This window comes from Limimonas halophila, assembly GCF_900100655.1.
In the GTDB taxonomy this organism is placed as follows: Bacteria; Pseudomonadota; Alphaproteobacteria; order Kiloniellales; family Rhodovibrionaceae; genus Limimonas; species Limimonas halophila.
The window spans coordinates 641,489-653,550 of the sequence record NZ_FNCE01000001.1 but is presented as its reverse complement, the minus strand read 5'-3'; the positions used below and the strand labels follow the sequence as shown (position 1 = coordinate 653,550).

Sequence of the window (12,062 nt, the reverse complement as noted above, 5' to 3'; positions counted from 1 at the left end):
GGCGAAGCCCTTGCCCGCCTCGCCGGCGCGCGCCGCCTCGATCGTGGCGTTGAGGGCGAGCAGGTTGGTCTTCTCCGCGATGTCCTGAATCTGCTGGATGACGTCGCCGATCTGGTCCGCCGCCTGCGCCAATGATTGCACCTGCTGGGTGGCCTTGTCGGCCTCGCCGCTGGCCTCGCGCGCCGTTTCCGAGGACTGGCTGATGCGGTCCGAGACCTCGCGGATCGACTGCGTCAGCTCCTGCGAGGCCGAGGCCACGGTCTGCACGTTGCCCGAGGCGCGCTCCGCCGCCTCCGCGACGTTGCCGGCCTTGCTCTTGGCGTCCTGGGCGACCGAGCTCATCGTGTTGGCGGTGCCGTCGAGCTGGGCGCCCGCCGCGCCCACGCGCTCGATGATGCTGCCGACCTCGTTCTCGAAGCGGTCGGCCAGCTCGTGCATCGCCCGGCGGCGCTCTTCGGCCGCGCGCTCGCGCTCCTCGTCGGCACGGCGGTTGGCTTCCTGCGCCTCCGCCATGCCGTCGCGGAAGACCACCAGCGCGCTCGCCATCTCCGAGATCTCGTCGTGGCCGCGCGTGTCGATCTCCGCCTCCAGATCGCCGCCCGCGACCTGCTGCGTCTGCGCCGTCAGGCGGTCCAGCCGGCGCCCGAAGCTGCGGCCCACGTAGAGCCACGCCACCAGCCCCGCGATCACCAGGCTCGCCACCGCGATCCCGGCCAGCCACATGCGGCCCTGGGTGACGGACGCGTTCACGGTGGACCGGCCTTCATCCACGGCCGAGCGGGCATCGGCGACGACCTGCTTCACCTGTGTCTCGATGGCCGAAGCGGCGGATCGGGCCTGGTCCAGAGCCTGCGTGGCCGCATCGGCAGCCGTGAGCTGCTGGCGCCGCAGCGCGAATACGCTGTCGTCGCCCTGGCCGAGTGTCAGAAGCTGACCGGCCTGCTTCTTGATCGTGCTCCCCTTCTCGCGGTCGCCGAGCTTGCCGATGTTGTGCTTCAGCGTGTTCCGCGCCTCCTGGAACTGCGTTTGCAGGGCGTCGATGGCCTTGGGATCGGCCGCATTGCCGCCCGTGGCCAGGAGTCCAGCGATGCGGTTCGCCGACGCCCGGATGCGCAGATACGTCGTCAGGTACTGCATCTCCTCGTTGACCAGGGTGGAGATGCGCTCGGCGTTGCTGGCCGCATAGCTCTGCGCCCGCTGCGTCATCTTCTTCTTGGTCGCATCGGCGATCTTGATGAGCTTTTCCTGAATGGACTCCTGGGCACTGCGGGCCGTGCGCAAGCGGCGGTCGAGCTTGCTCGCGGCGCTCTTGCTGTCTTCTTCCAGCGCCTTCCGCTGCAGCGTCAGGATGTCCTGGTCGCCGAGCGCGAAAGTGCGGATCTGGTCCAGCCTCGTCTTCGCGCCAGCAGTCCACTCGGTCTCCGGAATCCGCTCGATGTGGGGGCCGAAGCGATCGAACGAATCCTTGATGTTGTTGCGAATGAAATTGAGTTTCGCCGGGATTTCGACCATCGGCACGCGCGCGAACTGCTCCAGCACGCGGTTGACCCCGGCGCGCACAACGAGGACCGAGCGCAGCGTCGAAACGTCCTCATTCATGAGGCTGTTCATCGTGCGCACGCTCTTGGCGCTGACGTCCGCCGAGCCCTGGACCAACGCCTTCTCCGCCGCCTTCATCTTGGGATCGAGCGTTTCGAGCAGCGCTTCGTGACGCTCGCCCACCTTCGATTCCGCGGCGGCCAACTGCCGCTTCGCCGTCAGGCGCTCGGCGACGGCGTCGTTCAGGTTGCTGACGGCGGTGGTCATCGCGTCGATCTGGCCGCGCACCGTCTCGACCGCCCCGTCGGCCCCGGTACCCTGTGAAAGCTCGTCCAGGTGGCCGCGCACGCGTTTCACCCGGGTGTTCAGCGCGCTCATGGCCTGCTCACGCTGCTCACCGCTCTGCGCGCCGGCCAGCCGCGGCGCCGCCGCCGTCAGCGCCGTGCTTTCCCGCGACAGCGTAAGGGCGCTGGCCATGCGGGGCATGTGCTCCTGCGCGACCTCGTCGACCGCGCCGGTGACGGTGTTGAACGCCACCCAGCCAACGCCGCTGGCCACCAGCGTCAGGGCGGCCACGCCGCCGAAGGCCGTGAACAGGCGCGCTTTCACCCCGAACCGGCGGCGGGCGCGAGCCGCGGGCGCCGCGGTCGACTCCTGAGTGCCCGGATCCGCGTCCGCGCTGCTTTCGGTGCTTACCGGATCCGCGTGCTCCTCGCGATCGGTGGGTGTCATGGATGGGGCCTCCCTGACGTGATCTCCCCGCTGCGCGCGCTTCTTGTGCTTGTGCTCGCTCAAATCGCGCGTTTCTTGTTTCAGGCTGTTCATGGATTTATTAACATAAAATTAAGGATCACCATAAGAGGTAGTCGCAACAAAGATATTTTCAAATCGGAAAATCAGCACTGGTCTGAAATCGCGCCCACCCGCTGCGCACCTGGAAAAGGCACGCAATTCCCCGCAAGGTTTTGACACCTCGTCCCACCACGAACTCTGAATGAGGACACCGCTTACTGCGTGTTTTTCGGCGTGGAGTGCGGCTTCAACAGTTGTTCCACCCGCTTGCGCAAATCGGCAAGCTGCGGCGCATCCTCGGGGAGCTGTTGCAGCGCTTTGTCGAAGAGCCGCCGCGCCTTTTCGCGCTCACCCCTGGCGGCTGCTTCCATTGCAACGAACCACAGCGCCTGCGGGTGCTTGGGGGCGATCTCCAGCATGCGGCGAGACACGGCGATGGCCTTGGCGGTCTTGCCCGAGCGTTGCAACGCCCGCGCGTAGCGCGCCAGGAGATCAACGTCCTCGGGCGCCAGTTCGACCGCCTTCGCCAGGGCGTCGCGCGCCTTGGCGGGCTTGTCCAGTACGGTGTACGAGCGCGCAAGCCGCTTCCAACCAGCCAGATCATCGGGATTGTGGTCCAGCCGGGTGGCGAGGCGCTCGACCATGCCGCGGATCATCTCGCGGCGCTGATCCGGCGACATCTCCCGGGCCGCCTGCAGCTCCTCGCGGGTCGGGCCGGCGGGTTGCTGCCCCGCTCCGTTCGCCACACGCGCGAAGGTGCTGCCGGGCTCGATGCCGAGGCGCTTTTCCGCCTTGCGCATCTGTTCCTTCACGCTTCCCAGCCACGGCGCGTCCGACCCGGCGCGGCGGGCGAGCTTCGCCCAGATGTCCAGGGCCGCACGCGGTTCGCCCTGCTGGAAGCTGTGCAGCCCCAGGTAGAACGCGGCGCGCGGCATGCCGCCGCCCTCGGCCCGTGCGCGTTCGAAGGCTTCGCGGGCGGCTTCCGTCACGGTTCCGCCCTCGGCCATGACGAGCGCCTCGCCGTAGAGCGCACGCGTCGCCGGTCCGGCGCCGACCTCCAGCGCCTGTTTGAGCGCCCGCGCCGCCTCGCCGTAGCGCTCGCGGCGCATGCGCACCTCGCCCAGCCGCCGCCAGGCGTCGGCGTCCTCGGGGCGCTCGCGCAGCCGCGCCTGGAGCTTGCGCGCCGTCTCGATGAGCTGGCCGCTTCCGCTGCCCGCCGTCGCGAGGCCCCGCTGCCCGCCGACGTCCTCGCGCGCGGCGAGCGGCCGGTCCGGCGTGCCGGGGGCGCCGAGGTCCAGGTAGAGTCCGAGCGCCGCCGCCGGGACGAGCACCGCAAGTGCCACGGCCGCCATGCGCCGCCACGCCGGCGCGGACCGGGACGCGTTCCCACCCTGGCGCCGCCGGTCGGCGTCCAGAATGCGGCGGCCGATTTCCGTGCGCGCGGACTCGGCTTCCTGGTCGTCCAGCAGGCCGGCGGCGTGGCTGCGCTCCACCTCGGCGAGCTGGTCGCGGTAGACGGCGAGGTCGTAATCCGCCGCCCGGCGCTGGCGCAGGCCGCCGCGCACCAGCGGCGTCACCAGCACCGCGACAACCGTGGCCGTCATCAGGGCGGCGGCGATCCAGAACATCAGCTCTCCCGATCGTCGCGGCCGGTTTCGCCCCGGTCGGGCGTGTCATCGGCCAGCAGCGCGTCCAGCCGCGCCCGCTCGGCGTCCGTCAGCCCGCCGGTTTCCGCCGGCATCCGCCGGGCGCGCAGGAAGTAGACGACCACCCCGGCCGCGCCGATCAGCAGTAGCACCGCCGGCCCGTACCACAGCGCGTAGGTGGACGGCTTCACCGGGGGATCGAGCAGCACGTAATCGCCGTAACGCTTGGTCAGGTAGGCCTTGATCTCGGCATTGCTCTCCCCCGCCGCGACGCGCTCGCGCACCAGGTCCCGCATGTCCCTGGCAAGCTCGGCATTGGAGGTGGCGATGGGCTCGTTCTGGCACACCATGCAGCGGAGCTGCTGGAAGAGCTCTCGCGCCCGCTCGCGCTCCGCGGCCGTGTCGAGCTGCGTGGTGGCCGGCACAGCCGGGCTCATCGACAGCGCCAGGAGCATCACGAGGGTCGCGAGCGCGCGCCGCATCGTCTCAGGCCTCCGGCCGCGCCGTACGAAGGGCGGGCTCGGTGACCTTGGGGTCGGGCTGCGCGGCGCTCCCCGCAAGGGCCTTGCGGCGTTTCGGCGCGCCCACGCGCAAGCGCCGGTCGCTCAGCGACACGATCCCGCCGAGGGCCATCAGCCCCGCGCCGATCCAGATCCAGGTCACCATGGGCTTGAAGAAGAGCCGCCCGGTGTAGCCCGTCCCCTCGCGCCGCTCGCGGATGGCGGCGAAGAGGTCGCCCAGCGGCCGGGGCGCGATGCCGGTTTGGCTGGTGGTGCGCCCGCTGACGACGTATTCGCGCCGGCCGGGCGTCAGGGTCGCGATCCGTTCGCCGTCGGCGCGGACGGTGAAGCGCCCGCGCTGCTCGGTCCAGTTGGGGCCCTGCACCCGCTCCACGCCGTGGAAGGTGAAGCTGTAGGCGCCGACCTCGATGGTCTGGCCGGGCTCGACGCGGCCGATGTACTCCGCTTCCCACAGCGTCGAGGCCGCCATGCCCACGATGGCGACCGCGACGCCCAGGTGGGCCAGGCTCATGCCCCAGCCGGCGCGCGGCAGGCCCTTGGCGCGCCGCCACCACGTCGCCGGGCCGCCGCCCTTGGTGACGCCGCAGCGTTCGGCGAGTTCCGTCACCACGGCCGCGGCCAGCCACACCGCCAGCGCGATCGCGAGCACGCCCAGGATGTCGCGTTGCCACAGCACGAAGCCGACGGCCACGGCCGCGGCGGCGGTCACGGCAAAGGCCACCTTGAGCCGCTGCAGCACCCCCGGCAAGTCGCCGCGCTTCCAGCCGAGCATCGGCCCCACGCCGAGCGCCGCCACCAGCGGCAGCATCAGCGGGATGAAGGTGGCGTTGAAGTACGGCGGCCCCACGGAGACCTTCTCCGCGCCCACGGCCTGGATCACCAGCGGATAGAGGGTGCCCAGGAACACCGTCGCGGCGGCGGCCGTCAGCAGCAGGTTGTTGAGAACGAGCGCGCCCTCGCGGCTGATGGGCGCGAACAGCCCGCCGCCCTTCAGCGTGGGCGCGCGCCAGGCGTAGAGCGTCAGGCTGCCGCCGATCGCCATCACCAGCAGCGCCAGGATGAAGACGCCGCGATCCGGGTCGGTGGCGAAGGCGTGTACCGAGGTCAGCACGCCCGAGCGCACCAGGAAGGTGCCGATCAGGCTCATCGAGAAGGTCAGGATCGCCAGCAGGATCGTCCAGGTCTTCAGGGCGTCCCGGCGCTCGACCACGATGGCGGAATGCAGCAGCGCCGTCCCCGTCAGCCACGGCAGCAGCGAGGCATTCTCCACCGGGTCCCAGAACCACCAGCCGCCCCAGCCGAGTTCGTAATAGGCCCACCAGCTCCCGAGCGCGATTCCGGCCGTGAGAAAAATCCACGCCAGCAGCGTCCAGGGGCGCACCCAGCGCGCCCAGGCGGCGTCCACGCGCCCCTCGATCAGCGCCGCCACGGCGAACGCGAAGACGATCGAGAAGCCCACGTAGCCCGCGTAGAGCATGGGCGGATGGAAGGCGAGCCCGGGGTCCTGAAGCAGCGGGTTCAGCCCTTTCCCGTCGGCGGGCGGGTCGGTGAGGCGCGCGAAGGGGTTGGAGGTCAGCAGCGTGAACAGCAGGAAGCCAAAGGCGATCATCGCCTGCACGGCGAGCGTGCGCGCCTTCAGCGCCGGCGGCAGGTTGCGCCCGAAGCCGGCGACGATGGCCCCAAACAGCGCCAGCACGAGGACCCAGAGAACCATCGAGCCCTCGTGGTTTCCCCACACGCCGGTGACCTTGTAGAGCATCGGCTTCAGCGAGTGGGAGTTCGCCGCGACGTTCTGCACGCTGAAGTCGCTCACGACGTAGGCGTGCATGAGCACGCCGAACGCGGCGGCAACGAGCGCCAGCAGCGCGAACGCCGCCGGCGTGGCGAGCGCCATGAACGCGGGCACGCCGCGCTGCGCGCCCCACAGCGGGACCACGGCCTGGACCGCGGCCACGCAGAGCGCGAGAATAAGGGCGAAATGCCCGAGTTCGACCGTCATACGCCGCGTTCACACCTTTCCGCACCCGGATGCGCCGTCGCGGTGCACGCACCGCCCCAATCGTCATGTAACCGAGCGCGCCCGCCACGAAAAGGACCGGGCGCGCTCATGTCGCGCCACCGCGCGGGGACGCCATGACCGCAGAGCCGCCCATCTCCAAGGCGCCGCTGGATCACATGGGCCTGATCGCGGCGATGTCGCGGGATTTCGCGGAATCGCGCGACATCGACACGACGCTGGCGCGCGGGCTGGACCGCATTGCCGCGACCATGCGCGCGCAGGCGGCCTCCGTCTTCCTTTTCGACGAGTCCCGCACCGCGCTCGTCTGCCGCGCGTGCGTGGGACCGGTGGATCTGACGGGTGCCTCCCTGCCCGCCGACCGCGGCATCGTCGGGCGCACGGTCCGCGACCGCACGACTCAGCTGGTGCGCGACGCCGACGCGGACCCCGATTTCTCCGACCGCGTGGACCAGGCGACGGGCCTCACCACCCGCTCCGTTCTGTGCGCGCCGCTCAGCGTGCGCGACGAATGCCTGGGCGCGATCGAGCTGGTCAACGCCGCCACGGAAACGGGGCAGTTCAGCGACGCGGACGCCCGGCTGCTGGAAGCGCTCGCCGCCTCCGCCACGCTTGCCGTGATCAACGCGCGCATGACGGCCCAGGTGGTGGAACGCGAGCGGCTGCAGCGGGAGGTCGAGCTGGCCGGCGCCATCCAGCGCGCCTTCCTGCCGGGGGACCGGACGGCCGATTTCCCCGTCCACGGCACCACCCACCCCGCGCGCGAAATCTCCGGCGATTGTTACGACATCGTGAGCCGCGAGGATGGCAGCGTCTGGTTCATGGTTGCCGACGTCGCGGGCAAGGGGGTGAATGCGGCCCTGTTGATGGCCAAGACCGCCAGCCTCTTTCGCTACCTCGCCAAGACGGCGGCCGATCCGGCGGCGCTGCTGCACGACCTGAACGGCGAGGTGTGCGAAACCGGCACGCGCGGGTTGTTCGTCACGATGATTTGCGGCGTCCTGGCGCCGGACCGGCGCACGGTCCGGGTCGCGAACGCCGGGCACGAGGGCGGGCTGCTCGTCACCGCCGGTCCCGACCCCACGCACATCGGCACGCTGGCCGCGCAGTGCCCGCCGCTCGGCATCGCGCCCAGGCTGACCAGGGACCTCGCGGCGGACGGGGTGCCGCTCGCCGGCCGGCGGCTGTACCTGTTTTCCGACGGGGTGGCGGAAGCCATGGCGACATCCAGCGACCCCCACGGGGCCGGCCGCGTGCTCGATCTCGCGCTCACCGCCGAAGCCGACGCCCTTGCACCGGGTGCCTGCGTCGACCGCATCATGACAGCGGCGCGGCCGGACGGTACCAGCCCGCGCGACGACATGACCCTGCTGCGGGTCGAGGGAGCTTCCACGTGACCAGGATTGGTCCCACAGAGCCCGGGGATGCCGCGTTCGAACTGCACATCACGGCGAACACCGCACACCTGCACCTTGTGCGTGGCTTCGTCCACGAGTCCGCCATGTGCCTGGGGTGCCCGGCGCCCGTGGCCGAGGACCTGATCCGCGCCGTCGACGAGGCGTGCCAGAACGTGATCCGCTACGCCTACGGCGGCAACTGCGGGCGGACGATTACGGTCACGCTCGGGAAACGGGACAACCACGTGATCGCCTGCATCATCGACACCGCGCCGCCGATCGACCCGGCGGCCCTGGAGCCACGGCCGCTGGACACGATGCAACCCGGCGGCCTGGGTGTGCACGTGATCCGCGCCTGTGTCGACGAGGTATCCCTGGACCGCGCGGAGGGCGGCGGCAACTGTCTGCGGTTGACGAAACGGATCGGGTGATGCCGGCCATGCGGCGCCAGATCGACGTGCAGACGGAGCAGCGGCACGGTTACACCGTGATCCGGCCGCGCGGGGAGATCGACCTCCACGTCTCCAACGACCTGCGGCACGCGCTGCTCAAGGCCGTGAACGCGGGCGCCCACGTGATCGTGGACATGGCGGGCGTGAACTACATCGATTCCTCCGGCATCGCCAGCCTGATCGAAGCCTTTCAACGCGCCCGCACGCGAGATCAGCGCTTCCGCCTGGCCGCGGTTCCGGACTCCGCGATGCGCGTGATGCGCATCGCCCAGCTCGACCGGGTGTTCTGGATCTACGACACCGTGGCCGCCGCCGCGGGGGAGGACGCGTGAGCACGCCGAGCAGCGATACGCCGGCCGGTCCGCTGGAACGCATCGGCCGCGGCACGGCCGCGCGGCTGGCGGAGATCGGCTACGCCGCAACGCTCCTGGCGGAAAGCGTGATGTGGCTGGTGATGGGTGCCTTCCGCCGCCAGCCCGTCCATGTCAGCCAGATCGTGCGCCAGGGCATGGAGATCGGCGTGCTGGCCCTGCCGATCGTCACCATCCTGTCGGTGGCGATCGGCATCATGCTCGCGATCCAGGGCATTCACTCCCTGCGCGCGTTCGGGGCGGAGGCGCGCGTCACCACGGGCATCGCGCTCTCGGTCTTCCGCGAGTTCGGGCCGCTGATCACGGCCGTGCTGGTCGCGGGGCGCTCGGGGTCGGCGCTGACGGCGCGCATCGGCACGATGCGCATCAGCCAGGAAATCGACGCGCTACGGGTCATGGGCATCGCCCCCGTGCGCTACCTGGTAAGCCCGGCGCTGGTGGCAATGCTGGTGATGGTGCCGCTGCTCACCTTCTGGTCGGAGATGATGGCGGTGGCCGGCGCAGGCCTTTTCGTCGTGGCCGAGCTGGACATGACGATGCCGACCTACCTCGACCGGGTGTTGCTGGCGACACGCGTGGACGACGTGTTTCACGGGCTGGGCAAGAGCGTGATCTTCGCCGTGCTCATCACGCTCGTGGGCGTCGTGAACGGTGCCTCGGTCACCGGCGGCGCTGAGGGCGTCGGCCGCGCAACCACGCGCTCGGTGGTGCAGGCGATCAGTGTGATCGTCTTCACCGACATGGTGTTCGCCTTCATCCTGACGCGGTGACGCCATGACGGACCGTGCCCCGCATACCACCCCGCTCCCCGTTGCGGACGCCCCCGTCATCTCGGTGGAGCACCTGACCACGCACTACGGCGAGATGCGCGTGCTCAACGACGTGAGCCTGAGCGTGCGCCCCGGCGAGGTCATGGTGATCATGGGCGCTTCGGGCAGCGGCAAGTCGACGCTGCTCTACCACCTGCTCGGCCTGCTGCCGCCCACCTCGGGCACGGTTCGGATCCTCGACAACGACATCGCGGAGCTTTCGCAGCCGGACTTGACCAAGCTGCGCTGCCGCATGGGCGTCGCCTTCCAGGGCGGCGCGCTGTTTTCGTCCATGACGGTGGGCGAGAACATCATGCTGCCCTTACAGGAACACACCGACCTAGACGAAGCCACGATGCGGATCATGGTCCGCATGAAGATGGAGGTGGTGAACCTCGCCGGCGCGGAAGAGCGCATGCCCGCCCAGCTTTCGGGCGGCATGACCAAACGCGCCGCGCTCGCGCGGGCGATCGCGATGGACCCCTCGATCCTCTTCTGCGACGAGCCCTCCGCAGGGCTGGACCCGATCGTCGCCTCGGCGATCGACCGGCTCATCCTGGATCTGCGCGCGGCGTTCGGCATGACGGTCGTTGTCGTCACCCACGAACTGGAGTCAGCCTTCGCGATTGCGGACCGTATCTGCGTCATCGACCGTGGGGAGGTGCTGATCGTGGACACCGTCGACAACGTCCGGGCATGCCCGGACCGGCGCGTGCAGGATCTGCTGAACCGCCGCGTCCAGGTGCCCGAGATCGACCCGGACGCCTATCTGGAACGGCTCACCGGCGACCTCCTGTAAGCCGGCGCGACGCGGCCAGCCCCAGGATACCCGCCCCGCATGCGCAGCAACCGCATCAATTACATCGCCGTCGGGCTGTTCGTCGTGATCGTGGTCGCGGCGTTCGTGGCCTTCTTCGCCGTGCTCAGCGGCAGCACGACGCCCCGGGAAACCTACTTCACGGAATACGACAACGTGGGCGGTGTGCGCGCCGGGACGGCCGTGCAGTTCCAGGGCTACCGCATCGGCGAGGTTACGGCGATCGAGCCGCGCAAGCGGGCGGGCCGGATCCGCTTCCGCGTGGAGATGGCGCTGGAGAGGGACTTTCCCATCCCCCGCGACAGCACGGCGACGATCGCCACATCCAGCCTGCTCGGCGGGGTGAACATCCAGATCCGGGGCGGCGACGCCGGGGAGACCCTGCCGCCGGGGGCGCGCATCGAGCCCGGCGCGTCCGCCGACCTCTTCACGGCCGTCTCCAACGTCGCCTCGCAGATCAACCAGCTCAGCGCGGGCGGGCTGGAACCGCTGCTGAGCCGGGTGCGGGGGGCCGCCAGGGCGCTGAGCACCGCCACCGAGGGCAACGCGCCCCGGATCGCGGAAAACCTGAAAACCGCGACACGGGCGCTGGCCGAGGACGGGCCCGCGATCGCCCGCGAGCTGCGCGCGCTCTCCCGGCGCATGAACCGCGAGATGCTGGACGCGGAGACGTCCGGCGACGTCACGCGCGGGCTGGACGACCTCGCCGCCGCCAGCGAGAAGCTGAACGCCGACGTGCTCAGCGGCGAAAACCGCGAGCGCATCCGCCGGAGCCTGGCCAACCTTCGGACCTTCTCGGCGCGCTTTACCACCTTGGCCAGCGAGCTTCGCGCGACGCAGGCCGAGCTCAACACCCTGGCGACCAACCTCAACGACCAGGTGGAGGCGAACGGCGATGCCGTGCGGTCGAGTGTGCGCGATCTCCAGCACACCCTGGACACGATCGCCCGCCACATCGACGCGATCACCAACAACCTGGAAGGCACCAGCCGGAACATGAACGAGTTCACCCGCCAGATCCGCCGCGACCCCTCCCTGCTGTTGCGGGGCCGCGAGGGGCCGGGGGCCGAGCGATGACGATGCGCGCGCGGTTCACCCTTCTCGCGCTGGCCGCGGTCCTGGGGCTGGGCGGCTGCGTGGCGGACCCGGCCCCCTACGACCGCTACTATCCGCTCACGATCGGGGACGCGGGCCGGCGCTACGGCCAGCCGCTTCTGGCAGGAACGGTGGAAGTTACGAACCTCGCCGCCGCCGGGCTGACGGGGGATCAGGCCATCCTCTACGCCGACGGCGGCGGGCCGGCGCTACAGCAGTACAGCTATCACTACTGGCTGGAGCCCCCGACAGTCCAGGTGCGTGACGCCGTCGTCACCGCCCTGCGGCAGTCGGGCGCCGCCGAACGCGTCATCACGCCGGAGACGCGCAGCGACGCCCGCTACCGCATCACCGGCCGGCTGCTGGAATTGCGCCACCACCGCGCCGGGGCGGACTCGGCCGTGACCGTGGGGGTGGACCTGGCAGTCGTGCGCGCCCGCGACCGGACCACGCTGCACGTGGGAACCTACAGCGCACGCGAGGCGGTCGGCTCGACGGACGTCGGCGCCGCGGTCGAGGCCGCACAAAAGGCTCTCACCCGGATCACCGGGCGTTTTCTGGACGATCTGGCCGAGGCCGTCCGCGCCCAACGGCGCGAATGACTGC

General features: G+C 70.3%; 11 protein-coding genes. 7 read left to right on the top strand and 4 right to left on the bottom strand.

Going from position 1 to position 12,062, the window contains the following annotated elements; translation table 11 throughout:
* From BLQ43_RS03005 to BLQ43_RS02990, 4 genes are all read right to left on the bottom strand, one after another.
* Positions 1–2,271, bottom strand: a 2,271-nt coding sequence (locus BLQ43_RS03005; protein WP_176758489.1) for a methyl-accepting chemotaxis protein, incomplete at its 3' end; no start/stop codon positions are given.
* Between the two features lie 275 nt (positions 2,272–2,546).
* Entirely contained in the window at positions 2,547–3,959 is a 1,413-nt protein-coding gene (gene ccmI, locus BLQ43_RS03000; protein ID WP_090018614.1) for a c-type cytochrome biogenesis protein CcmI, read from the bottom strand.
* Positions 3,959–4,459, bottom strand: coding sequence for a cytochrome c-type biogenesis protein (locus BLQ43_RS02995; protein WP_090018613.1), 501 nt, complete (start codon positions 4,457–4,459; stop codon positions 3,959–3,961). Before BLQ43_RS02995 ends, ccmI begins: the two co-directional genes overlap by 1 nt.
* A 4-nt stretch (positions 4,460–4,463) precedes the next feature.
* Positions 4,464–6,497, bottom strand: coding sequence for a heme lyase CcmF/NrfE family subunit (locus BLQ43_RS02990; protein WP_090018612.1), 2,034 nt, complete (start codon positions 6,495–6,497; stop codon positions 4,464–4,466).
* Positions 6,498–6,631: 134 nt separating this feature from the next.
* Here BLQ43_RS02990 and BLQ43_RS02985 point away from each other — a divergent pair, with 134 nt between their 5' ends.
* Genes BLQ43_RS02985 through BLQ43_RS02955 form a run of 7 tightly spaced genes read left to right on the top strand, consistent with a single transcriptional unit; the run spans position 6,632 to position 12,058 of the window.
* Complete coding sequence (locus BLQ43_RS02985; RefSeq protein ID WP_090018611.1) at positions 6,632–7,912, top strand: PP2C family protein-serine/threonine phosphatase; 1,281 nt, start codon at positions 6,632–6,634, stop codon at positions 7,910–7,912.
* The gene (locus BLQ43_RS14520) at positions 7,909–8,343 is read left to right on the top strand and encodes an ATP-binding protein (protein ID WP_176758488.1); all 435 of its coding nucleotides are present in this window, start codon (positions 7,909–7,911) and stop codon (positions 8,341–8,343) included. The genes BLQ43_RS02985 and BLQ43_RS14520 overlap by 4 nt, the downstream gene beginning before the upstream one ends.
* Positions 8,343–8,696 carry an STAS domain-containing protein gene (locus BLQ43_RS02975; RefSeq protein ID WP_218119096.1) on the top strand — a complete coding sequence of 118 codons (354 nt, stop codon included), beginning with the start codon at positions 8,343–8,345 and terminating at the stop codon, positions 8,694–8,696. Before BLQ43_RS14520 ends, BLQ43_RS02975 begins: the two co-directional genes overlap by 1 nt.
* A complete protein-coding gene (locus BLQ43_RS02970; protein WP_218119095.1) occupies positions 8,693–9,505 on the top strand; it encodes an MlaE family ABC transporter permease in 813 nt (270 codons plus the stop codon). Before BLQ43_RS02975 ends, BLQ43_RS02970 begins: the two co-directional genes overlap by 4 nt.
* Before the next feature lie 4 nt (positions 9,506–9,509).
* Complete coding sequence (locus BLQ43_RS02965; protein ID WP_090018609.1) at positions 9,510–10,343, top strand: ABC transporter ATP-binding protein; 834 nt, start codon at positions 9,510–9,512, stop codon at positions 10,341–10,343.
* 39 nt (positions 10,344–10,382) lie between these two features.
* Positions 10,383–11,438, top strand: a complete 1,056-nt coding sequence (locus tag BLQ43_RS02960; RefSeq protein WP_090018608.1) for an MlaD family protein — start codon at positions 10,383–10,385, stop codon at positions 11,436–11,438.
* A gap of 2 nt (positions 11,439–11,440) precedes the next feature.
* On the top strand, positions 11,441–12,058 hold the full coding sequence (locus tag BLQ43_RS02955) for an ABC-type transport auxiliary lipoprotein family protein (protein ID WP_176758487.1): 618 nt from the start codon (positions 11,441–11,443) through the stop codon (positions 12,056–12,058).
* Positions 12,059–12,062 lie beyond the last annotated feature (4 nt).